The 25,738-nt window shown below is 72.0% G+C and carries 18 protein-coding genes and 1 pseudogene; 8 read left to right on the forward strand and 11 right to left on the reverse strand.

Annotated features, from left to right (window positions below; all coding sequences use genetic code 11):
* Positions 1-100: pseudogene (locus ACIP8Z_RS09410) on the forward strand (IS481 family transposase); the annotation flags it as partial.
* Here ACIP8Z_RS09410 and ACIP8Z_RS09415 read toward each other — a convergent pair.
* From ACIP8Z_RS09415 to ACIP8Z_RS09425, 3 genes are all read right to left on the reverse strand, one after another.
* On the reverse strand, positions 97-2,301 hold the full coding sequence (locus ACIP8Z_RS09415) for a SpoIIE family protein phosphatase (protein ID WP_402080870.1): 2,205 nt from the start codon (positions 2,299-2,301) through the stop codon (positions 97-99). The pseudogene ACIP8Z_RS09410 and the gene ACIP8Z_RS09415 overlap by 4 nt on opposite strands.
* A gap of 249 nt (positions 2,302-2,550) precedes the next feature.
* Positions 2,551-5,478, reverse strand: coding sequence for an AAA family ATPase (locus ACIP8Z_RS09420; RefSeq protein ID WP_402080872.1), 2,928 nt, complete (start codon positions 5,476-5,478; stop codon positions 2,551-2,553).
* A 100-nt stretch (positions 5,479-5,578) separates the two neighbouring features.
* Positions 5,579-6,106: a hypothetical protein gene (locus ACIP8Z_RS09425; protein WP_402080874.1), complete on the reverse strand. Its 528-nt coding sequence runs from the start codon at positions 6,104-6,106 to the stop codon at positions 5,579-5,581.
* Positions 6,107-6,511: 405 nt separating this feature from the next.
* On the opposite strand from ACIP8Z_RS09425, the gene ACIP8Z_RS09430 reads away from it, so the two are divergent.
* Together ACIP8Z_RS09430 and ACIP8Z_RS09435 are read left to right on the forward strand one after the other, a co-directional pair.
* Positions 6,512-7,231: a hypothetical protein gene (locus ACIP8Z_RS09430; protein WP_402080876.1), complete on the forward strand. Its 720-nt coding sequence runs from the start codon at positions 6,512-6,514 to the stop codon at positions 7,229-7,231.
* Positions 7,232-7,274: 43 nt separating this feature from the next.
* On the forward strand, positions 7,275-7,451 hold the full coding sequence (locus tag ACIP8Z_RS09435; protein WP_402080879.1) for a hypothetical protein: 177 nt from the start codon (positions 7,275-7,277) through the stop codon (positions 7,449-7,451).
* A 519-nt stretch (positions 7,452-7,970) separates the two neighbouring features.
* Here the strand turns inward: ACIP8Z_RS09435 and ACIP8Z_RS09440 are convergent.
* Entirely contained in the window at positions 7,971-8,942 is a 972-nt protein-coding gene (locus ACIP8Z_RS09440) for an SDR family NAD(P)-dependent oxidoreductase (protein WP_402080881.1), read from the reverse strand.
* A 55-nt stretch (positions 8,943-8,997) separates the two neighbouring features.
* On the opposite strand from ACIP8Z_RS09440, the gene ACIP8Z_RS09445 reads away from it, so the two are divergent.
* The 3 genes from ACIP8Z_RS09445 to ACIP8Z_RS09455 all read left to right on the forward strand — a co-directional run bounded on the left by ACIP8Z_RS09445 (position 8,998) and on the right by ACIP8Z_RS09455 (position 12,904).
* Positions 8,998-9,417: a MerR family transcriptional regulator gene (locus ACIP8Z_RS09445; RefSeq protein WP_402080883.1), complete on the forward strand. Its 420-nt coding sequence runs from the start codon at positions 8,998-9,000 to the stop codon at positions 9,415-9,417.
* Between the two features lie 132 nt (positions 9,418-9,549).
* Complete coding sequence (locus ACIP8Z_RS09450) at positions 9,550-11,142, forward strand: FMN-binding glutamate synthase family protein (protein ID WP_402080886.1); 1,593 nt, start codon at positions 9,550-9,552, stop codon at positions 11,140-11,142.
* 31 nt (positions 11,143-11,173) lie between these two features.
* Complete coding sequence (locus ACIP8Z_RS09455) at positions 11,174-12,904, forward strand: thiamine pyrophosphate-dependent enzyme (protein ID WP_402080889.1); 1,731 nt, start codon at positions 11,174-11,176, stop codon at positions 12,902-12,904.
* Between the two features lie 233 nt (positions 12,905-13,137).
* On the opposite strand, the gene ACIP8Z_RS09460 is transcribed toward ACIP8Z_RS09455, so the two are convergent.
* Positions 13,138-13,977, reverse strand: coding sequence for an RNA polymerase sigma factor SigF (locus ACIP8Z_RS09460; protein WP_402082318.1), 840 nt, complete (start codon positions 13,975-13,977; stop codon positions 13,138-13,140).
* 299 nt (positions 13,978-14,276) lie between these two features.
* Between ACIP8Z_RS09460 and ACIP8Z_RS09465 the strand changes: the two genes are divergently transcribed.
* Positions 14,277-14,699: an ATP-binding protein gene (locus tag ACIP8Z_RS09465; protein ID WP_402080892.1), complete on the forward strand. Its 423-nt coding sequence runs from the start codon at positions 14,277-14,279 to the stop codon at positions 14,697-14,699.
* Between the two features lie 51 nt (positions 14,700-14,750).
* On the opposite strand, the gene ACIP8Z_RS09470 is transcribed toward ACIP8Z_RS09465, so the two are convergent.
* Together ACIP8Z_RS09470 and ACIP8Z_RS09475 are read right to left on the reverse strand one after the other, a co-directional pair.
* Entirely contained in the window at positions 14,751-15,176 is a 426-nt protein-coding gene (locus ACIP8Z_RS09470; RefSeq protein ID WP_402080895.1) for an SsgA family sporulation/cell division regulator, read from the reverse strand.
* 237 nt (positions 15,177-15,413) lie between these two features.
* Positions 15,414-15,899 carry an ATP-binding protein gene (locus ACIP8Z_RS09475; protein WP_402080898.1) on the reverse strand — a complete coding sequence of 162 codons (486 nt, stop codon included), beginning with the start codon at positions 15,897-15,899 and terminating at the stop codon, positions 15,414-15,416.
* Positions 15,900-16,443: 544 nt separating this feature from the next.
* Between ACIP8Z_RS09475 and ACIP8Z_RS09480 the strand changes: the two genes are divergently transcribed.
* Positions 16,444-16,956 carry a MarR family winged helix-turn-helix transcriptional regulator gene (locus tag ACIP8Z_RS09480; protein ID WP_402080901.1) on the forward strand — a complete coding sequence of 171 codons (513 nt, stop codon included), beginning with the start codon at positions 16,444-16,446 and terminating at the stop codon, positions 16,954-16,956.
* Positions 16,957-17,045: 89 nt separating this feature from the next.
* On the opposite strand, the gene ACIP8Z_RS09485 is transcribed toward ACIP8Z_RS09480, so the two are convergent.
* The 4 genes from ACIP8Z_RS09485 to ACIP8Z_RS09500 all read right to left on the reverse strand — a co-directional run bounded on the left by ACIP8Z_RS09485 (position 17,046) and on the right by ACIP8Z_RS09500 (position 25,635).
* Entirely contained in the window at positions 17,046-18,221 is a 1,176-nt protein-coding gene (locus tag ACIP8Z_RS09485; protein ID WP_402080904.1) for a PP2C family protein-serine/threonine phosphatase, read from the reverse strand.
* A 62-nt stretch (positions 18,222-18,283) separates the two neighbouring features.
* Positions 18,284-18,652, reverse strand: coding sequence for an STAS domain-containing protein (locus ACIP8Z_RS09490; RefSeq protein ID WP_402080907.1), 369 nt, complete (start codon positions 18,650-18,652; stop codon positions 18,284-18,286).
* 146 nt (positions 18,653-18,798) lie between these two features.
* On the reverse strand, positions 18,799-21,294 hold the full coding sequence (locus tag ACIP8Z_RS09495) for a SpoIIE family protein phosphatase (RefSeq protein ID WP_402082320.1): 2,496 nt from the start codon (positions 21,292-21,294) through the stop codon (positions 18,799-18,801).
* A 306-nt stretch (positions 21,295-21,600) separates the two neighbouring features.
* The gene (locus ACIP8Z_RS09500) at positions 21,601-25,635 is read right to left on the reverse strand and encodes a HAMP domain-containing protein (RefSeq protein ID WP_402080910.1); all 4,035 of its coding nucleotides are present in this window, start codon (positions 25,633-25,635) and stop codon (positions 21,601-21,603) included.
* Positions 25,636-25,738 lie beyond the last annotated feature (103 nt).

Below are 25,738 nucleotides of genomic sequence, written 5' to 3' on the forward strand. Positions count from 1 at the left end.
AGACTTCCTCCACACCTACAACCACCACCGCTGCCACACCGCACTCGACGGACACCCGCCCATCAGCCGCGTCAACAACGCTGCGGGTCAATACACCTAGGGCCTGTCCGGCGGATCATGGCCGGGGCCCCGCCCCTCGGTGGCGAATTCGGCCCAGAGGGTCTTGCCCTCGCCGATGTACCTGACACCCCAGCTGTCGGCCAGGGAGCCACAGATCTGGAGGCCCCGCCCGCCTTCGTCCACGGCCTTGGCATGGCGTAGATGAGGAGCGGTCGGGGCGCTGTCGTTCACCTCGCAGATCAGCGTGCGCTCGCCCCTGATCAGCCGCAGGGTGATCGGTGCCGCTCCGTAGCGGATGGCGTTCGTCACGAGCTCACTGACGACGATCGACACCGCGAAGGTGTCGACGGCCACGCCCCACCGGCTGAGGTACTCGTCGACGTGCCGACGGGCGGGGCCGACGGACGAGGGGTCGGGAAGGACGGGCCACTCGTCCAGCTCGCTCTCGGGCAGGCGGAGCGTCCTCGCGACGAGCAGCACGCGGTCCCGCGCGAGCAGCGGCTCCACGGCGTCAGCCGTCTCCTCCGGTCCCTGCCCCGGGTGGCCCAGCGCGGCCACCAGCCGCTCCGTCGTCGGCCCCTGCCCGTCCGCCGTGGGCGCCGACGCGAGACACAGGATGCTCCCTTCCGGCAGCACCTGCGTGGTGCAGGCGAACGGGGGCCCTTCGGCCCCCAGCAGAGGAGTACGGCCCAGCGGGTCCATGTCCACCGAACCGTCGGGCCGGACGACGGCGAACAGGGATCCGCCGGCGGCCGCCGCGTCGATCCGTCCGCTGACCGGATCGTGCACCACATACGTACAGCTCGCCGTGGTCTCCTCGGCCCCGGCCATCGGGCTCGCCTCCTGGGTGAGCCGCAGCGTGGTGGCGTGGAGCCGCGCGAGGAGTTCGTGCGGGTCGGGATCGAGCATGGCCAGGCTGTACACGGCGGTCCGCAGTCGGCTCATCGTCGCGACCGCGCTGAGGCCGGTCCGCTCGACCTGTCCGACGACCAGGCCCACCCGGGCGCCGGGCAACGAGATCACGTCGAGCCAGGACCCCGCTCCGCTGCCGCCCGGCCGGTGGCGCTGGGCCACCTCGACCGCCCGTCGGGTCGAGTCCTCCTGCCGCAGCGGCCTGTTCTGGAGCGCCGTCATGACGATGTGCTCGCGGGTGAAGCGGAGGGCGTTCTCCAAGCAGGTCGCGGTTCGTGCGGCGACGCCGCCGGCGAGGACGAGGTCGTCGTACGTGTAAGGCTCCGCCCCCGGCTCGCGCCGGAAGTCCACCACCCCCAGGAACTGCCCCCGTACGGTGAGGGGTGCCACGATCCGCGGCCCGTCGGGGCCCCCGGGCGGGGGCGGCGCCAAGGCCGGCGCCGTCGGGAGCTCCTCGCCGAACAGCCCGGGGAGCAGCAGGGCTCCCTGGTGCGGCAGTTCGGTGTCCTCGCCTCCGGTGGCGGCGCAGCGCAGCAGCGGGGCGGAGGCACGAGGCGGCAGGTCGAGGCTCCTTCCCCGCATGACGGCGTCGGTGAGTGCGACCAGGGCGGAGTCGGCGAACGCCGGAACGGTCGCGTCGACCAGCTCCGCGGCCGTCCGGCCCACGTCCAGGCTGGTGCCGATCCGTTCACGCACGGTGTGGAGCAGGTCGAGTCTCTTCCGTGCCCGCTCCCGCTCGGTGACGTCCGTCGCGGTCACCACCAGCCCCAGGGGCTCCCCGGTCCGGTCGTGGAGGCGGTAGGCGGAGGCCGAGAAGATGTGTTCCCGCAGGGGGTCGGCCGGTGGGTGGGAGCGTTTCAGCACGTCCAGCGCCGGTCTGCCGGTGCGCAGCACGTCCCCGAGGATGTCCTCGTCGATGGGGATGCCCACCCGGTCGTAGGTCTCGGCCGCCGGCCGCCCGACGACGTCCTCCTCGAAGGGGCCGCGCACGCCGAGCGCGTACGAGTTGGCCCGGACCAGGCGGAACTCCGGGTCGAGGACGTGCAGCCCGACGGAGGACTGCGTGAAGACGGCGTCCAGGACGGCCTCGTCGAGCGCCGCGAGGTCGCGGTCCGCCCGCCACACTCCCCAGGCGGGTCCCTCCGGACGGTCGGGGACACGTGCGAGAAGCCAGCGGCCGTCCTCCGGCACGGCTGCGAGGAACGCGGCGACGGTCCGTCCCAGCGCGTCCGCCGCCCGACGGTCGAGCAGCCGCTCGGCGGCCTCGCTCCAGCCCACCACCCGCCCGCGCCCGTCCAGGGTCAGCAGCGGCTCGTACTCCGACGACATCGGCGCCTACCCGTCCTCAGGGTCCACGTCCCGTACGTCCACCCTGCCATCCGCCCCGCGGCCCCGCACCGCCGCCGCCCCCACTCGGAACCACCGCGGCCGCACCTGCGCCGCTGGACGGAGCCCTCGGCCTGGAGTGGGGGTCCGCGCCCACGCCGACTCCCGATTCGACGGGCGCGTGCGTCGAGAGCACGGCGGCTGCAAGACCTCAACCATTCTTCAGGTCATGCGTGCCTCGGCTCCCCGCTGTCAGGAACGGGCCATCAAGGCGGCGAGACCCGCCCGTGTGGCGACGTCCGTCTTGCGGAACACCCGCGAGAGGTGGGTCTCGACGGTACGCGGACTGAGGTAGAGCCTGGTGGCGATCGCCTGGTTCGTGAGGCCTTCCGCCGCCAGGTCGGCGATCTCCCGTTCGCGTGCCGTCAAGGAGGCCAGCCAGGGCGGGACGGTGGAGGACGTACGGGGGGCAGGCGGCCTCGTCATCTCGGCCAGACCGACCAGCAGACCCGCGCCTCCGGCGGTGGCCAGCCGGTGCCCCTGCTTCCACATGGCCTCACCGCGCGCTCCGTACCCGGCAGCCGTCATCGCCGGGGCCGCGAGCAGCAGCGACCGCGCCTCCCAGAACACCGCACCGGACCGGGCGCACTCCGTCGCCGCCTCCGAGAGCAGCGTTGCCGCCCTGCCGGCGTCGCCGTGGTGCAGGGCGAGCTGTGCCGCGCTCCGCATCGCGGAGGCCCGTTGCACGCGCAGGCCGAGCCGCTCCGCTTCCCTTCCTGCTCGCTCGGACCACGCGGACGCGGTCGGGACGTCCCCGGTGAAGAGGGCCGCCGTGACGAGGAGTTCCATCAGGAGGGGGCGCATCGAGGGCTGCAGGCCACGGAGGTCGTCTCCCCCGGCCCGGAGGAGGGCGTCCCGGGCGCGGTGCGGATCGCCGCCGGTGAGCGCCGCGTAGCCGAGCATGCACCAGGCCATGGAGGCGCGCCAGTTGTCGCTCGGTCCCATGGCCGCGACGGCCTCCTCCGCAGCCGCCAGTGCCTCCGGATCGCCGGGGGCGGACGACGCGACACGTACCTGGGCCTTGTTGGCCAGGACGAAGGCAAGCAGCTCGCCGCTGCCGATCCCGCGGGCGATGTCCTCGGCTTCGTCCGCCAGTTCCCGGGCCGACCGCAGTCGGCAGGTCTGGATCCGTACATGTGCCTTGCACAGCAGGAGGAGGGGAAGGAGGTAGATCTGTCCGCTGCGCCGGGCGATCCCGAGGCCGCGGTCGGCGTGACGTTCCGCGTCGGTGAAGCGGCCCAGGAACGCCTCCGCCCAGCCCAGCCTGCCCAGCGGTTCGCACAGGGCCGTGAGGTCTCCGTCCGGCAGGCCGTCCAGCACCCCGGCCGCCTGTGCCGCGTACGCGCTCGCCGCGATCACATCGCCCTCGTATGCCTCGCCGAACGCGGCGACCGCCAGTGCCCCCGCTTCGCCGCGTTCGTTGCCGAGGGATCGGGCGTCCGCGAGGGTTCGCGCGACTTCGCTCCGCATCTGCGGATAGGAGGCGTTGTGCGGTGCGGACGAGCTCAGTTCGATCCCGATCGCCACGCGGTCGGACGGTGACGGCTCCGGCTGCCTGCGCAACTCGCGGCGCAGCAGCGCGGTCGCCTCGGGATAGCTTCCGAGGTGCCGTTCCGTCAAGGCGCACAGCACGACGGCCGACGTCCTGACCTCGGTCTCGTCGGGACCGACCGTGCTGATCACCTCGTGCAACAGGTCGCGGCTCTCGCTCAGTCCGCCGGAGGCGCCGAGTGCTCGGGCGCGCCGCAGCGTCAGATCGCGTCGCTCGGCGGCGTGTTCGGGCGTGTGGGGCAGCAGTCGGAGGGCGGTCCGGAGCCAGTGTGCGCAGCTCGTGGGCGCCGTCGCGGCCGTCTGCTCGGCCGCCTGCTTGAGTACGGCGTGCGCCCGCGGGTCCCACGTGGTCACCGACTGTTCGATGTGCCGGGCCTGCTCGACGGCGGGAGCGCCGGTGCGGGCCAGCTCGGCCGCCGCGGCGTGATGGATCTCGGCACGCCGCCGATCCGCGGTGGACTCGTGGACCAGGCTCCGGATCACCGGGTGGCGCAGCACCACGCGGCCGCCCGGGCCCGGCCGAACGAGGTCACGTCGCGCCAGCGTGTCCAGATCGTCGTCGAGTTCGGCATCGGTGCGGCCGGCCACCCTCCCGATCATCGGGGGCGCGGCGTGATCGCCGAGCACGGCGATCACCTCCAGGGTCCGGCGCTGCGACGGGGTCAGCGGGGCCAACTCGCTGAGCAGCAACGCCCCCAGCCCGGTGGGCAGTTCGCCGAGGTCGATCTCGGCGGAGGTGGAGGAGGTCGTTCGGCGACATGCGGCGCCCTCGCGGTACGCGTGCAGGAGGGAGAGAAAGTAGAGCGGGTTGCCCTCCCCCGCCGCGTACAGCCGTGCGGCCCGGTCGCGTGGCAGGTCGGGGGCGAGCCCTTCGACACACTCCTCTTCCGTGAGCGGCGCCAGACCGATCCGGAGGACCGTCCCGGTGGCGGTCTCGCGGCTGAGCGCCGCGGTGAGCGCGGTGGGCGTCTGCCGGTCGCGGCGGGCGACGACGAGGACGACCGGGCCGGGCACGGGGTGCCGGACGAGGTGATCCAGCAGCTCGAGGGAGGCCGGGTCCGCCCAGTGCACGTCGTCCAGCGCCACCATCAGGCCTCCGGCGCCGCCGAGTTGCGTCATCAGCCGGGCCACGGACCGATGGAGACCGAAACGGTCGGCGGTGAGGGGCACCGGCTCGGCCGACGGCCCGGCGCCACGGCCGCCGCCGATGACGCGGGAGATCGCGTCCAGCAGGTCGTGGGCCGGCGGCGGACGGTGGTCCAGCTCGGCGAACGCGTCGGCGAACGGGTGGAACGGGAGGTGCCGCTCGTACTCCGCCGCGCGGCCGCGCAGCACTGTCAGCCCTCGCCGCCGCGCGTGGAGGCAGAACTCCGTCATCAGCCGGCTCTTGCCGATCCCTGCCGCGCCGGTGATGTCGACGAAGGACGGGGCACCGTGGCCCAGCCGGTCGATCACCGTGTCGAGCAGCCCCAGTTCGGCCGTGCGGCCGACGAGGGGGCTCCCACCGTCCCGAGGTGCGGCCGCATCTTCCGATGTGCCGATGGGCGTGTCTCCTCTACCGAACTCCACGGCATTGTCTACCACGTTGAACGGAGTGCCGTTCGAGAGCCGTACACACTCCGCGTACGAGACCCTCGCCGAGGGCGGGGGGCGTGCGGCCCCCGTCTCCTCAGTCGAACAGGCTGAACAGGGCGATGGCGATCGAGACGACGATGCCCACCAGGATTCCGAGGACCAGCGCGACGACCTCGGCGGCGATGAAGACCAGGGCGTAGTCGCCGTTGTGGCTCCATGTGCGCTCCCGCGCGCTGGCGCGGAACGACAGCGACAGGGCCAGGAACGGTCCGAGGATGAGCCCGGTGACGGTGATCCACGTTCCCAGCGCGTAGCCCGACAGCTCATGGGCTCTGCCCCTCGCCATCCGCACCTCCACGGTGCTGCCGGGCTTGTGCGTCGTGGCGGCCTTGTCCAGCGTGACCTGCCGTGAGGGCTCGCCCGCCGCACGCGGGGTGTACGTGCCTGTGCAGTTGGTGCCGTCCGAGTAACCCTGCGCGTCGGTGGCCTCGTAGCACGAGGCGATCCTCAGGTCGCCGTCCACGGGGCCGAACCCCAGGACAGCCGCCAGGTGGGGTCCCGGGAGCAGCCAGATCAGCCACCCCGCGACCGCGAGGCTGACCACCGCTCCGGTCAGACCCACCCTCCGTGCCCATGCCCCCGCCGCTCGCGCCACAGCGTCCACCCTCCTGAAGGCAGCCGGCATGCGGACCGCCTGTGATGTGTACGGCTCACCGAGCCGACCACGACTCGTGACTCCCCGACTCGTGACTCACGACTCGTGACTCTCCCACCCGTCTCGTTGCCGCGAGTCCGTGGTTTCCCTGACATGCCCTCCGTAGTTCAGGGTGCGTGCGGCCGGCCGCGCAGCCAATACGTGGACAAGTACGTGGTTCCACCGACGCCCTCGGGCAGCCGATCCTGCGAGCATCGGCCCCCGTGCCACAGCGCGGCCACGTGAGGCACCACAGCCACGAGCTGCGGCACGGCCGCGTGCCCGTCGCTGCCCGCACGCGGATGATTCCCCCGCCGAACAAGAGGTGCTTTCGTGTCACACCGTCTTTTCGTCTCCCCCGTCCTCGGAGTGCTCCTGGCACTCTCCCTCGCCGCCTGCGGATCCGCGGCGGACAAGGAACCGGCCCTCCCGGGAACAACGGCCGCGGGCAGTAAGGCCGATGGGCGCACGGCTGACGGGCGCGCGACCGGCGAGGGCGCCTCACAGGACTGCCCCGACAAGCACGCGGCGACCGTGCAGGACGACAAGTTCGGAGGGACGGCGGACATCGACCTGTGCGCCCGTCCCGAAGTGCACCGGACAGCCGTCAGCGCGGCCTGGGCCAGTGTCTACAGCAGGCCCACCGTGAGCCCGCCGCTCAACATCATGCCGGTCACCTGCGCGGACGAGACCGAGGGCAGCTGCAAGGTGATCAAGGTGGGTGACACCGAACTGTGCAATCAGGCCAAGCCCGATTGCCACCCGCAGCGCGGCGAGGAGGTGCCCGTGCTCTGTTCCGCCGTGGACAAGCTGAACTCCGACAGGCTGTACTACGGCGTGCTCCTCGACAGCAAGCGCCTGCTGGCCATGGGGACGGATCACGACCGCCGCTACACCCACGACTTCACCGACAAGGGCGACATCCCCGTGGGCTATGTGGATGCCAGGCTTCTGGAGAAGGTACGGGCCCAACTGCCCGCCTGTGACGGCACCCTGCTCCACGGCTCGGGGGCCCGTACCTTCGCGCAGATGCAGGGGCTTCCGCTCGACTGATCATCCCAGCGCTCCCTGCCCCTGCGCCGACCCGAGCGTCGCCGTGGGTACCGACGGTTACGTCATCGCCGGCCTGCTCCCCTCCATCGCCGCCGACCTGGAGGTGTCCACCCCGGCGGCCGGTCAGTCGGTGACCGTCTTCGCCCTGACGCCGGCGCTGCCCGCGCCGCTCATGGGAGCCCTCACCAGTGCCCTGGACATGCGGTCGGCGCGCTTCTGATCGCCCTCGGCGTGTTCGTGATCGGCACCATCGTCACCGCGTCGGGGACGAGTTACGGGGTGGCGATGGCCTCCCGCGTCGTGACCGCCGTGGGAGCGGGCGTCATCACCGCCGCCGCCTCCAGCACCGCGGCCGCCGTCGCACCGCCGGAACGCCGGGACCGGCCTGCTCGCGGCCGTCGGGATCGCCGTCGGCCTCCCCGAGGTGACGCTTCCCGCAGCCGCGCTGTCGGACCGCCCGCGTCCGCTCACGCAGGGCCGCGTGCCGGCACTGCTGGCGGTGACCTCCCTCGCCTTCCTCGGCACCGATCCCCTCCGCCACGACCCCGCACGCGTCCTCACCTGCACCCTCGTCCTCACCCCCCTCACCCTGGCCCGGGCACCCTTCGCGACCCGCACGCTCGCCACCACCCTGGTCTGGGCAGCGATCTGGGCGCGACCGTCGGCGTCGTCGTGGTCCACTCGCCGCGGGCATCACCGGCGTGGCCCTCCTCTGGCACCTGGGAACCGCGGCGCTGGCTCACCGGAGGACCGGCGTGGCCCCCGTCGCGGCGATGGAGAGGTCCCAGAGGCGTGCCGCCTCGTCGGGGTCGATGGCGTACGCGCGGACGCCGCCGTCGTCCATGGGCTGGTCGGGGGCGGAGACGCGGGCGATGTCGCAGTCCTCCAGGTAGAGGCCGCCGCGGCCGTCGAGGAGCGGGGACGTGGCGGCCCACAGGCCGGTGGCGGCTCCCTGGGAAGGGGTCTTGAAGTCCTCGCCGATCACGTTGCCGTGCCCGTCCACCCAGCCGCGGTCGATCTGTTCCTGGAGGTCCATCTCGCGCTGGAGTCCGGTGATGATCTTGCCTGGGTGAAGGGCGAAGGCGCGAACCCCTTCGTCGCGACCGAGGGCGTCCAGGTGCACGGCGAACAGGGCGTTGGCGGTCTTCGACTGGCCGTAGGCCAGCCACTTGTCATAGCCGGTACGGAAGCAGGGGTCGTGCCAGCGGATCCCGGTCAGGGTGTGCCCGGCGGAGCTGTTCACGACGACACGCGCGCCGCCGGCGGCCCGCAGGAGCGGGTAGAGCTCACAGACGAGTACGAAGTGCCCGAAGTGGTTGGCGGTGAACTGGCCTTCCCAGCCGGGCCCGACGCGCCGCTCCGGGGTGGCCATGACCCCGGCGACGGCCATCAGGAGGTCGAGCCGGCCGGCGATGTCGCTGATGTGCGCGGCGGCCGCGCGGACGCCGGCGAGGTCGGTCAGATCCATGGAGACGACCTCGCAGCCCGTCACTCCCTGGAGGGCGGCACGAGCGACGTGGGGGCGGCGGGCCGGAACGATGACCCGGACTCCGGCCGACGTCAGCGCCAGGGTGGTCTCCAGACCGAGTCCGGAGTAGCCCCCGGTCACCACGGCGGTCATGCCGGAGAGGTCCCGGCCGGCCACGATGTCGTCGGCGGTGGTGGCGGCGGAGAAGGGCGAGCCCAGCGGCTGCTGATCAGTGAGAGTCATGCCGCCGACGTTACGATCTAGAGCGAGGTCTAGATCAAGTCCGGGAGTGAGCAGGATGACGAGCGAGGCTGCCGTGCGGTCGCTGAGCATCGGCGAGGTGGCCGGACGGACCGGACTGAGCGTGCACGCCCTGCGCTTCTACGAGCGCGAGGGCCTGCTCGTCGGACCGGTCCGGCGCACGTCGGGCGGCAGGCGCCGCTACACGTCGTCCGACGTCGAATGGCTGCTGATCTGCGTCAGGCTCCGCGAGTCCGGGATGCCGCTCGCCGACCTCAAGCGCTTCGCCGAACTGGTGCGGAACGGTCCGGGCAACGAGGCGGAACGCCTGCGACTGCTCGACACCCATCACCAGCGCGTCGACGCACAGATCCAGGCGCTGGAGGAGTGCCGGACCGTGATCGCCTGGAAGGTCGGCGTCTACGCCGAGCACCTCGCCCGTGACGAGGCCGGCGGACTCTGGGATCCCACCGCCTGAGGCAGGCGTGACCGGCCGCGCCGCGCCGGTGGAGGACTCGCGCGGGGCGGACCGCCGGGTCTGCCGGGCTCCTGCGTGGGGTGCCGCTGTCTCAGCGCGCTTGGCGCGGTCGATCCTGGACAGACGGCCCGCATGCTGACGCTTCTTCTCGTGGTCCTGCCGGCCGTCGCCGCCCTCGCCACCGGCCTCCTCGCCGTCCTGTCGTCCCCCTGGTGGTGGTGCGCGGCCGGCCCCGCGCTCCTGCTCGCCGCCGTCGCGTCGTACGACATCGTCCAGCGACGCCACTCGATCCTGCGCAACTACCCGCTCCTGGGGCACCTGAGGTTCGCGATGGAGAAGATCCGTCCCGAGGTGCAGCAGTACTTCGTCGAACGGAACGTCGACGGCTCGCCCTTCGACCGGGACACGCGTTCCATCGTCTACGAACGGGCCAAGGGAACCGACGCGGAGGACCCCTTCGGCACGGAGCTGGAGCTGTACCGGCCAGGCACCGACTACCTGGTCCCCTCCATGGCCCCGCGCCCCGTGTCCCAGGAACCGCCCCGGGTGCGGATCGGCGGCCCCGACTGCACCAGGCCCTACGGCATGGCCCTGCTCAACGTGTCCGCGATGAGTTTCGGCTCCTTGTCCGGCCGGGCGGTCCGCGCCCTGAACGAGGGCGCCCGACGCGGTGGCTTCGCCCACGACACCGGCGAGGGCGGGATATCGGATCACCACCTGGCCGGCGGTGGGGACCTCGTCTGGGAGATCGGCACGGGATACTTCGGCTGCCGCACGGAGGACGGTGACTTCGATCCACGGAGGTTCGCCGAGAAGGCCGCCTTCGACCAGGTCGCCTGCGTCCTGCTGAAGATCAGCCAGGGCGCCAAGCCCGGCATCGGGGGCGTGCTGCCCGGGTCCAAGGTCAGCCGGGAGATCGCCACGACCCGCGGCGTCCCCGTGGGCCGCACCGTGATCTCCCCGCCGTACCACCGTGTCTACCGGACCCCGAGGGAGCTCGTGCGCTTCGTGGGCCGGATGCGGGAGCTGGCCGGAGGCAAGCCGGTCGGGTTCAAGCTGTGCGTCGGATCGCGCCGCGAGTTCCTCGCCGTCTGCAAGGCGATGCTGGAGGAGGACGTGACACCCGACTTCATCGTCGTCGACGGGGCCGAGGGCGGCACCGGGGCCGCTCCGTTGGAGTTCGCGGACACCGTGGGGCTCCCCCTCACCCAGGGACTGACGACGGTCCACCGGTCCCTCGTCGGCGCGGGACTGCGCGACCGGATCCGGATCGGCGCCTCCGGCAAGATCGCCACCGGCGGCGACATCGTCAAGCGGCTGATCCAGGGGGCCGACTACACCAACTCGGCCCGGGCCATGATGTTCGCCCTCGGCTGCGTCCAGGCCCAGCGCTGCCACACCAACACCTGCCCGGTCGGAGTCGCCACCCAGGACCCCCGGCGCGCCCGGGCCCTCGACGTCGCCGACAAGGCGCGCCGCGTCCAGCGCTTCCAGGAGGCGACGGTCAAGAGCGCCCTGCAGATCATGGCCGCCATGGGCGTCGACGAGCCGGGCGGCCTGACGCCGGGGATGCTGCTGCGCCGGGTCGGACCGGACACCGTACGGTCCCACGCCGACCTGTACGTACCGCTCGAAGCGGGGCAGCTCCTCGCTTCGGCATCGGTTCCGCCTTCGTGGGCAGGCGACTGGAACGCGGCTCATCCCGACCGGTTCGCCCCCCGGTGACCCGGTCGTCGTCCTTCTGAAAGGAGACCCCATGACTCGTACCGTTGCCCAAGTGATCGTCGACGGGCTCGCGGACCTTGGCGTCGGCCATGTCTTCGGCGTGGTCGGCGACGCTCTCAATCCCCTCACCGATGCCATCCGGACCACGGACGGCATCGAGTGGACCGGCTTCCGCCACGAGGAGGCCGCGGCGTTCGCCGCCGGCGCCCGCGCCCAGCTGTCGGGCGAGCTCGGGGTCTGCATGGGCACCGTGGGGCCCGGCTCGGTCCACCTCCTGAACGGGTTGTACGACGCCGCCAAGAGCGGCGCCCCGGTCCTGGCGATCTGCGGCCAGGTGCCGTTGTCGGAGGTGGGGGGCGACTACTTCCAGGAGGTCGACAACGACCTGCTGTTCCGGGACGTGGCCGTGTACCGGGCCACCGTGACCTCCCCCGCCCAGATGCCGAGGCTGCTGGAGTCCGCCGTCCGAGCGGCCGTGACCCGCCGGGGCGTGGCGGTGCTGACCGTCCCCGGGGACCTCGGCGACCAGAAGGTCGAGGACGACCGGCCGCCGAGGTTCGCGCTGCCGCGCCCGGCCGTGACCCGTCCCGACGACCCGGCGCTGGCAGAGGCGGCGGAGGCGATCGCCGCCGGCTCCCGGGTCACCCTCCTCGTGGGGCGCGGTGCCCGGGACTCCCGTGCGGAGGTGCTGCGCGCCGCCGAGCTCCTCGCGGCGCCGATGGTGCTCACGCTCAAGGCCAAGGAGGGGTACGAGGAGGACAACCCGTACGAGGTCGGTCAGACCGGCCTCATCGGCAACCCGGCCGCGGCCCACGCCCTGGACACCTGCGACACGCTCATCCTGCTGGGCACCGACTTCCCGTACCGCGACTGGTATCCGACGGACTGCCGGGTCGTGCAGATCGACGTCCGGGAGGAGCACCTGGGCCGCCGGGTCCCCGTGGACGTGGGGCTGGCCGGGGACGTCGGTGCGACGCTGCGGGCCCTGCTGCCGCTGCTCACCCCGATCGGCTCCCGGACCCACCTCGACGAGGCACGCGAGCGCTTCCTGCGCTGGCAGGAGGGCCAGGCGGACCTCGCCGACCCCGCCCACGACAAGCGTCTCCTCGGGCGGATGCGGGCGCTGTTCGACAACCGGGACGAGGAGATCCGCCCGGAGGCACTGGCGGCGGCGGTGGACCGTCACGCCGCCGACGACGCGATCTTCACCTCCGACACCGGCATGGCCACGGTCTGGCTGTCGCGTCACGTCAGGATGCGCGGCAGCCGCCGGCTGATCGGCTCGTACAACCTCGGCTCCATGGCCAACGCCATGCCCCAGGCCATCGGCGCCCAGCTGTGGGCACCCGACCGCCAGGTCGTGGCCTTCTGCGGCGACGGCGGCCTGAGCATGCTGCTGGGGGACCTCCTGACCATCCGGTCCGAGCGGCTTCCGGTCAAGCTCGTGGTCTTCGACAACCGCCGGCTCGGCATGGTCAAACTCGAACAGGAGCAGGCCGGTCTTCCCGAGTTCGGGACGGTTCTCGACAACCCCGACTTCGCCGCCGTGGCGGAAGCGCTCGGGCTGACCGGTATCCGCGTCACCGAGCCCGGAGAACTGGACGAGGCCGTACGCCGCGCCCTCGCCGTTCCCGGTCCGGTGCTCCTCGACGTCCTGACGAACCCCGCCGAGGTGGCCGTACCCGGCAAGCCGACCGTGTCCCAGGGCTGGGGCTTCGCCATCGCCAAGATCAAGGAGAACCTGCCGTCGGGCAGTGGCTGAGCGGCGCTTCCCTGCATGAGGGAGGGCCCGAACACCTCGTGTTCGGGCCCTCCCTCATGTGCCGTCAGACGTGACGACGGCCGTGGCCCGTGGTGAGGCGGCAGAGGGCGAACAGATGCGCTGAAAACTCCGCGACACAGGTGCGCGGTCCCTCCTCGCGCGGGCATGGAACAGGGCGCCTGCCCCAAGGCTTTCGCCTAGCAGACGCCCTGCGGCGCGGCGCGCCGGCCGGATCAGTCGGTTTCGAGCAGGCCCCGACGCAGGCGCTGCACGGTGCGCGAGAGCAGGCGGGAGACATGCATCTGGGAGCAGCCCAGGTGTTCCCCGATCTGGGACTGGGTGAGCTCTTCGACGAACCTCATGTGGAGGATCTGCCGGTCGCGCTCGTCGAGTTCCGCGATCAGCGGGGCGAGGGCATGGAAGTCCTCCACCAGCTCCATGGCGGGGTCCTCGCTGCCGATGAAGTCGGCCAGGGAGGCCTCGCCGTCCTCGTTCTCGCCGCTCAGCGCGGCGTCGAGCGACGAGGAGTTGTAGCCGTTGGAGGCGAGGCGGGCCTCGGTGACCTCCTCCTCGGTGAGGCTCATCAGCTCGGCGAGCTCCTTGACCGTCGGCGTCCGGCCCAGGCGCGTGCTCAGCTCCTCGGTCGCCTTGGCCAGTTCCACCCGGGCCTCCTGGAGGCGGCGGGGCACGTGCACCGACCAGGACGTGTCCCGGAAGAACCTCTTGATCTCCCCGACGATGTAGGGGACGGCGAACGTGGTGAACTCGACCTCCCTCGAGAGCTCGAAGCGGTCGATCGCCTTGATCAGTCCGATCATGCCGACCTGGACGATGTCCTCCATCTCGTCGCCGCGATGACGGAACCGCCCGGCCGCGTAGCGGACCAGACTCATGTTCATCTCGATGAGGGTGTTGCGCGCGTACTGGTACTCGTGCGTCCCCTCCTCCAGCACCGCGAGCTCCTGGAAGAAGACCTTCGACAGGACGCGTGCGTCCTTCGGCGCGACTGCCAACGCATCCGGGATCACCGGCAGCGTTCCCGTTCCGGCCTCAAATCCCTTGGCCGACATCATGGTGAGCGTCACGCCGTTCCCCTTTCACGTGTGTCCCGAGCCGGGAGTCTTGGCCCTGTGTCAGCTCGCCTACCCGGAGCGGCTAAGTCCACACCGACGAATTTTCGAGAGATTTCCCGAGGAGCGTAACCCGGGTGCGCTCGCCGGGTCGTCCGTACCGCATGTGAGGGGAACTCAGCGGCCCGCCCCAGGGTGTCCGTCGGGGCCGTCGAGCGCCGGGGCTCGCTTCTTCCGCAGGTCGCTGGGCAGAAGGAAGGCAACAGGAAGAGGTCCTGTACCCGGACGTCCCAAGGAGAGACATGGAACGCGATCCCTCGATGAGAGCCGTCGGCTGGGCCCGATCGCTCCCCCTCGGCAGCAGCGTGAAGACGGCACGCGACTGGACACGTGAGCACCTGGCGACCCTCGGCTGGGACCGTACCGCACCTGACTTGCTGGACTCCGTGGTGCTCGCCGTCTCCGAACTGGTCACCAACGCCCACGTCCACGCCCACAGCGACGCGCAGCTCATCCTCACGTGGGACGAGGAGTGCCTGCACGTGACCGCACACGACGCGTCGTCCCGTGTCCCCGAGCAGCGCCGCCCCGACGACGACGCCCTGGGCGGCCGCGGCATGCTCCTGATCGGCGCGCTCGCCGACGATGTGCGGATCCGCTCCTGCCCGCGGGGCAAGGACGTCACCGCCTGCTTCGGCCCGCCCTCGCCCGCCCGGCCCGAATGAGGAACACGCGCTTCACGCGTCCGCGTACGGCGGGGGTCGGCGCGCCTCGCCTCAGCGCCTGAGCGAGGCGAGCAGGGGCTGCCAGTCGATGTGGTTCTCCTCCGTGCCCTGCGGCACGAGGGCGAAGGTGTCGCGTACGAGGCGGGCGAGGCCTTCCTGGTCGCACCTGACCATGGCGCAGTGCCCGGCCGGGCCGAGCCGCAGGAGGAGCCGGCCGTCGGGCGCGGGCCGAAGATGGACTTCTCCCGCGCCGGTGGCGGTCAGCGATCCGGCGAGGACCATCTCACGGTCGACGCGCCACACGACGGGCTCCTCGCCCAGGAGATGGAAGACGATGCTCAGTGCGTGGGGGTCGCGGGAGGTGTAACCGACGGTGGTGTCGATCGGGACCGCCGCGTCCGGGGTCAGCAGCTCCATGGCCATGGGCTGCGTGAGGACGCGCGGCGAGGGAAGGGGCGCGACGGGGGGCTGGGGCATGAGGTCCTCCGGCTGAGGGACGTGGCGAGGGGGTGCGGTGTCCGCTTGACCCGTCCCGTCCCTGCTACACCTCATGCGTACGAGACGGATGCGCCGATGGCGTCGCGGTTTTGTGAAGGTCGCGGGAGCAGGGCCCGTCAGGAGCCGGGAGAGCGGACGCCCGCCAGGGGTCGGCGGAGCGGACGCCCGCCAGAGGTCGGCGAGCCGGGGTCCGTCCGCTGATCCGTTCCGGGCGTCTCAGTGCGGGTGCCGGTCCCCCGGGGCCGCCGAGTCGGCGTACTGCGGCAGGAGGGAGAGGCAGGCCCGGACCCGCTTCCCCTCCGGGTGCGGCTCCACGCTCAGGCTCTCGCAGACGGCGACGACGATCTCGACACCGTGCTGTCCGATCCGCCGGGGATCGTGTCCGCGGGGTACGGGAGCGGCGGCCTCACGGTCGAACACCGAGATCTCCAGGGTGTCCTCACGCAGCTCCAGGAGCAGACGGCAGGGGCCGGCCGTGTGCCGGAGCGCGTTGGTCACGAGCTCGCTGACCACCAACTGCGCCAGCTCGACGCGCTCGCCGGCCACCGGTGCACGCCGCACGGACGGGGCGGCCCCGAGGAAGTCGGCCGTGAAGGCGCGCGCGGAGGCGATCGCTCCGCCGCCGGAGGCGTCGTCGTAGACGACACTCGCGGACAGCAAGGGGTCCCGTGCCGCAGGCTCCGCGGTCATCGCGTCCGTCATGACGCTGGTACTCCCCTCGTTCGGTGGGTGCGCTGGCACCTCGTACCCCGCCTTTCCCCTCTTCGTGGTTTCCACACCGGTCTCCACACGGATCACGCCTTGGTAACGCGTCCGGGCCCCGGAGGCGTGGAGGTCGAACGCCGGCCCGGCGCGGGCCGTGGACCCCGACGGGCGGAGGAACGCCGCCGTGGGCCCGACATCACGGAAAGATATGGTTGCTGCGTGCACGGGACGCGACCGGCGGGGCTCGCGTCCACGGATACGTACGGCACCCGGCGGGTGCCAGGACCGGCGCCACGGGCCGCAGCGACGTGAATCCGTCGCCGAGGGAACCGCAGGCCGACGGAGGCGTCGGCGTACAACTGCGTGAGACTGGTACGGAGGGGGTCGGGAAGGAGGTGTGGTGTCGCCCCGCGCAGTGCGCCTTCCGCTGTCACGTGTCGATCCACCGGATCCGTACCGCCTTCTGGAGAGATGTGGAGATGACCGGTCCGTCGCAAGGCCGCTGTCCTCGGTCCCGGACGCCCGAGGAGTGTCGGCAGGCATGAACACCAACGCCACCCCGTCCGCACGCGAACCGCAGCAGGCGGCCGAGGCCGCCCGGGAGCTCATCGAGCTGCTGGAGGTGCTGTGGGAGCGCGGCCGGGACATGGTATCGGCGACACCGGTCTCGGCAAGCCAGCTGCGCGTGCTGTACAGCCTGGACCGTGAGGAGGGCATCAGCCTGCGCACCCTCGGCGACCTGCTCGGTTCCGCGCCGCCCTCGGTGAGCCGCATGTGCGACCGGCTGGAGGCGCTGGGCTTCGTCCAGCGGCTGCCCAGCCCCGTCAGCCGGAGGCAGCTGGAGCTGCATCTGACCGTGCAGGGCAAGGCGTACCTGCGGGAGCTCCGGGTCCAGCGGGAGAAGGCCCTGCTCGCGGTCATCGCCGACATGCCGCCGTCGAGCCGCAAGGCCCTGCTGCGCGGGCTCACGGGGTTCCACGAGGCCCTGGAGCAGAGCGGGCCGTCCGCCGCGTCCCGCCCGCGCACGCCGCTGAAGGACGTCAGCTCGGCCTGATCTCCGCACGACGCCGAAATGTACGCCAGGCTGGAAACAGGGGCGAGAGCAGGGGCCGGAGCGAGAGCCGACGTCGGCGGATACAGCCGTCACGTGGCGGCCGATGACGCGGCGCCGTGCCAGTCGAGACAGACGACGAGGGCATCGTCCTCCAACGGGCTGCCGCCGTGGTGGGTGGTCAGCTCCCGGAGCATCGCCTGCGGGACCTGCGTGGGCGGCAGCAGGCGCGTCCCCCTGAACGCGCGGGCCAGCGCCCGGTCGCCGTAGCTCTCCCCGGCCGGCGAGACGGCGGCGTACACGCCGTCGCTGCCGAGGAGCAGGCGGTCCCCCGGCCGCACGGTGAACCGCTCGGGGACGTAGACGGTGTCCTCGAACATGCCGAGGGGCAACTGCGCCTCGAAACCGATGGACTCGACGGACTGGCCCCGCAGCCGCCAGAGGCGGGGCGAACCGGCGTCCACGGCCTCCACCTCGCCCGTGGCCAGGTCGAAACACAGGAGGAGCACCGACACGAAGGCGTCGCCCCGGTACTGCGCGTACACGGCCTGGTCGGCCAGCGCGGCCTGGTCCGTGAGGGAGAGACCGGCCCGGCGGGCGTTGCGGAGCGCGTTGATCGCGAGGTTCGTCAGCAGGGCCGCCTCGATGCCCTCGCCCATGCCGTTGGTGACGGTGAGGCTCAGCCGGCCGTCGGAGACCGACCAGTCGTAGTTGTCCCCGAAGATGGCGTAGGCGGGTTCGAGATGGGCGGCGAGGGCGAACTCGGGGCGGGCGCACGAACGGCCCGGCAGGAGCTGCCACTGCATCTCCGCCGCGAGCGTGAGCCGCTTCGCCCTCCGGGCCAGGACGTACAGGTCCGTGTCGCGTTCGGCGACCAGGATCTCGTGGCCGAGCGCATCGCAGACCTGGGCGAGTCCGGGGAGCAGGGGCCGGAGGTCGGTCTCCGGGGACAGTTCGGCGGTGAGGACGCCCAGCCGGTCCCCGCGGACGGTGACCGGCAGGTGGAGCAGGACCGACGAGGGCCCCTCGACGGCGTACGGCTCCTGGGCGCCGAACGCGCGTCCTTGGGGACTGTCGTGGATCGGGACCGACGTATCCGCCCCGGGGGCACGCCCGACGAGCTGGAGCGTCCGCACGCCGTAGTCGGCGAGGCGGAGTTCCACCCGCAGCGCGTCGCAGTGCTTCCGCAGGGCGTCCTCGACGACGCTCACCAGCTGGTGCGGAGCTGCCCTGCGGAGCGCCCGCTCGACGTCGGCGATCTCGTGCACTGTCTTTCCTCTTCCTTCCTGGCCGGATCCGGTCCGGTGCCCGGGGACTCCGGCCCCTTTCGCTATCTCCCGGCGCCGGCCGCGGCCAGCGCCTCCGCCACGCGGTCGTGCGGCGGGAGCGTCGTCGTCAGCCCGGTGATCTCCAGGATGCGGCGCACCGCGGGGTTCGGCGCGGCGAGGTACAGGTCTCCGCCGGCCTCCCGTGCCCTGTGAACCGATCTGATGAGAACGTTCAGGCCGGACGAGTCCATGAAGTCGAGTCCGGACAGGTCGAGGACGAGATGATGCCGTCCTTGGCCGAACTGTTCCGCCAGGCGGTCGTCGAGCCGGCCGGCGGTCTCCATGTCCAGTTCACCCCCGACGGACAGCACTGCGGTACGGGCGTTGCGGATCTCGACGTCGACATCCAGGTTCGGTTCTCGCTCGGGCATGTTCCCTGCTTTCCGGGGTGGGGGAGGAAGGTCGTCGGGCACACGGTCTGGGGGACGGTCATGGGCGGACAGTCCGGGGGACGGCCCGGGGTGGGGCGTCAGCGGACGGTCGTCGGCGGACGGCCGGGATCGGGACACCTGGACGATCAGTACACCTGGACACCCACCACACACGTGTCGTCGTCCGTGTCCGACTTGCTGCGTGCCAGCAGCTGGTCCAGCCGCTGTTCGAGGCTGTCGGACGGCAGCTGGGCGACGGCGAGCAGCTGGGCGACGGAGTCCTGGACGGGGGTGTCCCGCCGTTCGACGAGACCGTCCGTGTACATCAGCACGACGTCGTCGGGTTCGAGCCGGAGCTCCGACTCCTCGAACTCGGCTTCGGCGAGCGCCCCCAGCAGCAGTCCCTGCAGGAGCGGCAGGTCGACCGCCTCGTTCCCCCGGACGAGCACCGGTGGCAGGTGCCCGGCCCTGGCCCACCGCAGGGTGCGGGTGCCGGGGTCGAAGATCCCGCAGACGGCGGTGGCCGTGACATGGGCGGTGAGGTGGTGGGCGACGTTGTTGAGCCAGGACAGGAGCTGTCCGGGCCCCGCGCCCGTGACGGCGAGGCCGCGGAGGGCGTTGCGGAGGACCACCATCCCGGTGGCGGCCTCCACCCCGTGGCCCGCGACGTCCCCGACGCACAGGAGCACCTTCTTGGAGGGCAGCACGACGGCGTCGTACCAGTCGCCGCCGACCAGGGACTCGGACTCGGCCGGGCGGTAGCGCACGGCGACGTCCAGGGCCGGAGCGTCGAGCGGCGGTTTGACCGGCGGCATGATGGCGTGCTGGAGCTGGAGAGTGAGCCGGTTGCGTTCCTCGGCGGCCTCCTCCGTGGCGACCAGCCGGTCGTGGGTGGCCGTGAGGGCGACCTCGGTCCAGTGCTGCGCCGAGATGTCCTGGTAGGCGCCGCGGACGGTGTCGAGGCCGCCGTCGACTCCCTGGGCGGGCTCGGCGGTCACCCGGATGTGACGCGTGACCCCGTCGCGTCGCAGCATGCGGAAGGCCGCGGAGCCCACCTGCCGCTGCTGCAGCACCGTCTGGAGGAACTGCCGGATGGTGCCGGAGTCGTCGGGGTGGGCGTGGTCGGCCAGGTCGCGCAGGGCGACCGGCGCCTCCGTCGGCCGACGGCCGAAGAGCTCGAAGAGCTGGCCGTGCCAGGTGATGTCTCCGGTGAGGGTGTCCTCCTCGAAGGCACCGACCCGGCCGAGACGCTGGGCGTGCTGCAACAGGCTGGCCAGGCGCGCCGACTCGTCCTCGACGCGCCAGATGAGGAGGACGCTCCCGCCGTGCCGGCTGATGCTGATGTCGGCGAGCGAGGTGAGCGGCACCTGGTCCACCAGGGCGGTGAGCCGGGTGCGGCGGGCGCGGAAGGGCTCGCCGGTGGCGTAGACCCGCTCGATCCGTTCGAAGAGTTCGCTCTCGTCGGCCGTCGCGGGGTACGCCTCCAGGAGCAGCGCCCCGTCGACGGCGCTGCGTGGGCGGCCCGCCGGGTCCTGGAAGTGCGCGTTGGCGTGCCGGATGCGGAAGTCGGCGAGCCTCCCCGCCTCGTCCAGGTGCGGGGTCAGGACGAGGGCGGGGTCGTAGAGCCCGTCGGAGAGTTCGGCCAGCTCCCGTGAGCCGTCCCCGGCGGGGAGGAGGGGGCGCGCCGGGGCCGCCTGTTCCGGCAGCGACTCCAGAGTGTGGGCACAGAGTTCCGCGAGTGCCTCGATCTGACGTTCCACGGCCTGCGGCTGGGGTTCCAGCGGGCGGGCCCAGCAGATCTCCAGGACGCCGTGGATACGGCCGCCGGTCCCGGCGGGGACGACGACCCGGCCTCCGTCGGGGTGGCGCGCGTGGCCGATCGAGGGGATGCCCGCGGCGGCCAGGGAGGGGTACCAGACGGTGCGGCGTCCGGTCAGCGCCTGCCTGGCCGCTGTGGTCACGCCGGGAGGGACGTAGTGCCAGCGGGCCGCCTCGTCGGCGCCGAACCCGGCGTGGCCGCGCAGGCTCAGCGACGCGTCCGGGCCGGTGGTCCAGATCGCCACGGCGACGGCGCCCAGGGGTTCGAGGGCGTGCGCGAGCAGGGAATCGGCGACGGCCTGGGTGTCGCCGGCGCTGAGCGCCGCGCTCTCCGCCGTGCGCAGACGCACGGCGACCGAGGCGGCGGCCCCGGCGGTGCCGGGCTCGCCGATGGTCGTCCTCACGAAGTCGCCGGCGACCTCGGCGACCCGGTCCCGGGCCGCCTCGTTGATGATGTCCGCGGCCAGCTCCAGTCGCGAGAGCCCGGCCCGGTCGGCGAGCTCGGTGAGCTGCCGAGCCGCTTGGGCCGGGCCGCAGCCCAGGCGCTCGACGAGGACTCCCTTGGCGAGTTCGATCAGGGCGCGTCCCTCGGTCGCCGCGTGCGCTGCGCGTACCTCGCCACGCAGGCGCTCCACCGTGGCGGCCAGCCGGCCGTCGGTGAGGTCGTCCCGTGTGGGCGGGTGCCCACCCTGGAAGGGAGGGAAACCGTCGGCGGGAGGGGAGCCCGGGACGTCGGCGGGGCGCCCGAAGGCCTCGGGGGTCTCCGAGGTCTCCGAGGTCACCGGGGCATCCGGGGTGGCGGGCGCGTCGGCCGTCGCGGGCATGCGGAGCCCGGGCGCCTCTGGGACCGCAGGCACTGCGGACACCTGAGGGGCCACAGGCACGTCGGACACCTCAGGCACCTCACGTGCCTCACGTGCCTCACGTGCCTCACGTGCCCCAGGGACCGGAACACCCTCCCCATGGAGCCCGGCAGACGGGTCTCCGTCGCGGAAGCGGGGGCCACTCACGTCGGCGACTCCTCGGTCAGGACGGCCTCGCGGCCGTCGCGCGGACGGGGACATGGTGCGCCGGGGCGGCGCGGGGCGCGCCCCGGCGTGCGGGACGGCCCGACGGGGACGGTCGCGGACCTACCCATCGTTCAGCCAGCGGCCGACGCAGGCGATGAGCTCGTCGGCGTCGACGGGCTTGGTCACGTAGTCGCTGGCACCCGACGCGAGGCTCTTCTCGCGGTCGCCCGGCATGGCCTTGGCGGTGACCGCGATAACGGGCAGTTCCGCGTACTGCGACAGCTGCCTGATCTGAGCCGTCGCCGTGTAGCCGTCCATCTCCGGCATCATCACGTCCATCAGGACGAGGGACACGGCCGGGTTCGCCAGGAGCGTCTCGATGCCCTTCCGGCCGTTCTCGGCGTGCAGCACCGTGACGCCGTGCAGCTCCAGGATGCCGGTGAGGGCGTAGAGGTTGCGGGCGTCGTCGTCGACCACGAGCACGGTCCTGCCGTGCAGCGTGGTGTCGATGGCCTGGGGTGCCGGAGCCCAGTGGTCCCCGCGGACCAGGGGCACGACGTCACCGGGCTGTTCGGCCGACAGGTGCAGGGCGATCCGCTCGCGCAGTTCGTCGAGGCTGGAGAGGAGTTCCAGCGGGCGGCGGCGGGCCAGTTCCTGCAGGGCGCCCTCCTCGTCGGCGGGGAGCCGGCGGTTGTTGTGGGCGAGGACGGGAACGGTGCGCAAGGCCTCGTCGCCGTCCATGGCGTCCAGGAAGCGCAGGGCGTCGCCGTCCGCCATGTCGACGTCGAGCACGACGCAGTGGAACGGCTGGGTGGCGAGCGCGGTGGCGGCCTCCTGAGGGCCGACGACCGCGATCAGTTCGATGTCCGTCCGCTCGGCGTGCCCCCCGTCGTCGGAGAGTTGGGTGACCGCGTTCTCGGCGACGACGGCGAGGAGCCCGCGCGGGCGCTCCTCGATCACGAGGAGGCGGCGCGTCGGCCGGGCCGTCGCCGCACCGGGTGCGGCGGGCAGCGCGAGAGAGGCACCCGGGGCCGGTGCCGGGACCTCGGCGGCCTCCGCCGGACGGACGGCCGGTTCGGGCTTCTCCTTGAAGTCGGTACGGGTGACGGGCAGGTAGAAGGTGAAGGTGCTGCCCTCTCCGGCCACGCTGGTGACGGTGATCGCACCGCCGAGCAGGTACGCGATCTCGCGGCTGATGGAGAGGCCCAGACCGGTGCCCCCGTACTTCCGGTTGGTCGTCCCGTCGGCCTGCTGGAAGGCGCCGAAGATGGCCTCCAGGTTCTCGGCGGCGATGCCGATGCCGGTGTCCGTCACGCGGAAGGCGACGACGGGCCCGCCCCGGTGGACCGACACGGGAAGCTCGTCGTCCGCCGCCGGTTCGATGCGGAGCTCGACGCTGCCGTGCTCGGTGAACTTGACGGCGTTCGAGAGCAGGTTCCGCAGCACCTGCCGGAGCCGGGAGTCGTCGGTGACCAGGTCGACGGGGACGCCGGCGGCCGTGGCGACCGAGAAGGCGAGGCTCTTCTGCGAGGTGAGGGGACGGAAGGTGGCCTCGACGTAGTCGAGGAGCCTGCGCAGGGGCACGCGCTCCGGGTTGAGGTCCATCTTCCCGGCCTCCACCTTGGACAGGTCGAGGATGTCGTTGATCAGCTGCAGCAGGTCGGACCCGGCGGAGTGGATGATGCCGGCGTACTCGACCTGCTTGGCCGTCAGGTTGCGGGTCGGGTTCTGGGCCAGCAACTGGGCCAGGATCAGGAGGCTGTTGAGCGGGGTGCGCAGCTCGTGGCTCATGTTCGCCAGGAACTCGGACTTGTACGTCGAGGCCAGCGCGAGCTGCTGTGCGCGGTCCTCGAGCTCCTGCCGGGCCTGCTCGATCTGCAGGTTCTTGGCCTCGATGTCGCGGTTCTGGGTGACGAGCAGGGCCGCCTTCTCCTCCAGTTCGGCGTTGGAGCGCTGGAGCTCCTCCTGCCGGACCTGGAGTTCCTCGGTGCGCGAGCGCAGTTCGCCCGCAAGCCGCTGGGACTCGTCGAGCAGTTCGTCGGTGCGGGCGTTGGCGACGATGGTGCTGAGATTGACTCCCACCGTCTCCATGAGCTGCTCGAGGAAGTCCCGGTGCACGGAGGTGAAGGGGCTGAAGGACATGAGTTCGATGACGCCGAGCACCTGGTCCTCGACGACGACCGGCAGCACCACGAGGCTGCCCCGGGCCGTGCTGCCGAGTCCCGAGGAGATCGTGACGTGGTCGGCGGGGACGTAGTCGGCGGGGACCTTCTCGGCGGCGATGGTGCGGCGGCTGCGGGCGGCCTGTCCCACGAGCGACTCGCCCAGCCGGAAGCGGTCCCGGTCCTGGTCCCCGGCGGGCCGGCCGTAGGAGCCGACGAGGCCGAGTTCGACGCCGTCCGATCCCTCCTCCGCCAGGTAGAAGGCGCCGTACTGGGCGGCGACGAGCGGCGTCAGCTCGTCCATGACGAGGTCGGCGACGACGGCCAGGTCTCGGTGGCCCTGCATCAGGGCGGAGATCCGGGCCAGGCTGGACTTCAGCCAGTCCTGTTCCTGGTTGGCCCGCGTCGTCTCGCGCAGCGATCCGACCATCGCGTTGATGTTGTCCTTGAGCTCGGCCACCTCGCCCGAGGCCTCGACGGTGATCGAGCGGGTCAGGTCGCCCTCGGCGACGGCACTCGCGACCTCGGCGATGGCTCGAACCTGCCGGGTGAGGTTGCCGGCCAGCTCGTTGACGTTCTCGGTCAGCCGCTTCCAGGTCCCGGAGACGCCCTCGACCTCGGCCTGTCCCCCGAGCCGGCCCTCGCTGCCGACCTCACGGGCGACGCGGGTGACCTCGGCGGCGAAGGCGGACAGCTGGTCGACCATGGTGTTGATGGTCGTCTTGAGTTCGAGGATCTCGCCGCGGGCGTCGACGTCGATCTTCTTGGAGAGGTCGCCGTTGGCGACGGCGGTGGTGACCTGGGCGATGTTCCGGACCTGCCCGGTCAGGTTGTTCGCCATGGAGTTGACGTTGTCGGTGAGGTCCTTCCAGGTGCCGGCCACGTTCGGCACCCGGGCCTGGCCGCCGAGCCGGCCCTCGGTGCCCACCTCGCGGGCGACGCGAGTCACCTCGTCGGCGAACGCCGACAGCGTGTCCACCATGGTGTTGATGGTGTCGGCGAGCGCGGCGACCTCGCCCTTGGCCTCCACGGTGATCCGGCGGGAGAGGTCACCGCGGGCCACGGAGGTGGCGACCTGGGCGATCGAACGCACCTGCCCGGTGAGGTTGGACGCCATCACGTTGACGTTGTCCGTCAGGTCCTTCCAGGTGCCCGAGGCGCCCCGGACGGTGGCCTGCCCACCGAGGTTGCCCTCGGTGCCCACCTCGCGGGCGACGCGGGTCACCTCGGCGGCGAAGGCCGAGAGCTGGTCGACCATCGTGTTGATGGTCGTCTTCAGCTCCAGGATCTCGCCGCGGGCGTCGACGTCGACCTTCTTCGACAGGTCGCCGGTGGCGACCGCGGTGGCGACGTGGGCGATCGCCCTCACCTGAGCGGTGAGGTTGCCCGCCATGGAGTTGACGGAGTCGGTCAGGTCGCGCCAGGTGCCGGACGCACCCTTCACGTCCGCCTGTCCGCCGAGAATGCCCTCCGTGCCCACGTCACGGGCCATCCGCGTGACCTCGTCGGCGAACGAGGACAGCTGGTCGACCATCGTGTTGATGGTGTTCTTGAGCTCCAGGATCTCGCCGCGCGCGTCCACGTCGATCTTCTGGGAGAGGTCTCCCCTGGCGACCGCGGTGGCCACCTGGGCGATGTCCCGGACCTGGGTGGTGAGGTTGCCGGCCATCGCGTTCACCGAGTCGGTGAGGTCGGCCCAGGTCCCGGAGACTCCGGGCACCGCTGCCTGGCCGCCCAGCGTCCCCTCCGTGCCGACCTCGCGGGCGACCCTCGTCACCTCGGAGGTGAACAGGGAGAGCTGGTCGACCATCCCGTTGAAGACCATGGAGATCTCGCCCATCAGGCCGTCCGCCTCGTCGGGCAGACGGGTGCCGAAATCACCGTCCCGCACCGCCGTGAGTCCGGCGAGGAGCTGTCGCAGCTCGGGCTCGCCCACCGCGGCCGGCCCGGGCTCCACCCAGGTCGAGGAGCCTTCGGTCGTCGTCTCAGACATGCCCCATCCTCGTTCCGCAACAAGCCTGCGCTTACGGACCGTTCGGTCCCGGTCACAGAACCGGACGCCCGCTCCCCCAGGACGACTCCGGCCGTGATCGTTG

This window comes from Streptomyces sp. NPDC088553, assembly GCF_044752965.1.
In the GTDB taxonomy this organism is placed as follows: Bacteria; Actinomycetota; Actinomycetes; order Streptomycetales; family Streptomycetaceae; genus Streptomyces.

Coding starts and splice junctions, on each gene's coding strand:
- ACIP8Z_RS09415 (WP_402080870.1), bottom strand. CDS start 2,301: ATGTCGTCGGAGTACGAGCCGCTGCTGACCCTGGACGGGCGCGGGCGG.
- ACIP8Z_RS09440 (WP_402080881.1), bottom strand. CDS start 8,942: ATGACTCTCACTGATCAGCAGCCGCTGGGCTCGCCCTTCTCCGCCGCC.
- ACIP8Z_RS09445 (WP_402080883.1), top strand. CDS start 8,998: ATGACGAGCGAGGCTGCCGTGCGGTCGCTGAGCATCGGCGAGGTGGCC.
- ACIP8Z_RS09450 (WP_402080886.1), top strand. CDS start 9,550: ATGCTGACGCTTCTTCTCGTGGTCCTGCCGGCCGTCGCCGCCCTCGCC.
- ACIP8Z_RS09455 (WP_402080889.1), top strand. CDS start 11,174: ATGACTCGTACCGTTGCCCAAGTGATCGTCGACGGGCTCGCGGACCTT.
- ACIP8Z_RS09460 (WP_402082318.1), bottom strand. CDS start 13,977: ATGATGTCGGCCAAGGGATTTGAGGCCGGAACGGGAACGCTGCCGGTG.
- ACIP8Z_RS09465 (WP_402080892.1), top strand. CDS start 14,277: ATGGAACGCGATCCCTCGATGAGAGCCGTCGGCTGGGCCCGATCGCTC.
- ACIP8Z_RS09470 (WP_402080895.1), bottom strand. CDS start 15,176: ATGCCCCAGCCCCCCGTCGCGCCCCTTCCCTCGCCGCGCGTCCTCACG.
- ACIP8Z_RS09475 (WP_402080898.1), bottom strand. CDS start 15,899: ATGACGGACGCGATGACCGCGGAGCCTGCGGCACGGGACCCCTTGCTG.
- ACIP8Z_RS09480 (WP_402080901.1), top strand. CDS start 16,444: ATGAACACCAACGCCACCCCGTCCGCACGCGAACCGCAGCAGGCGGCC.
- ACIP8Z_RS09490 (WP_402080907.1), bottom strand. CDS start 18,652: ATGCCCGAGCGAGAACCGAACCTGGATGTCGACGTCGAGATCCGCAAC.
- ACIP8Z_RS09495 (WP_402082320.1), bottom strand. CDS start 21,294: ATGCCCGCGACGGCCGACGCGCCCGCCACCCCGGATGCCCCGGTGACC.
- ACIP8Z_RS09500 (WP_402080910.1), bottom strand. CDS start 25,635: ATGTCTGAGACGACGACCGAAGGCTCCTCGACCTGGGTGGAGCCCGGG.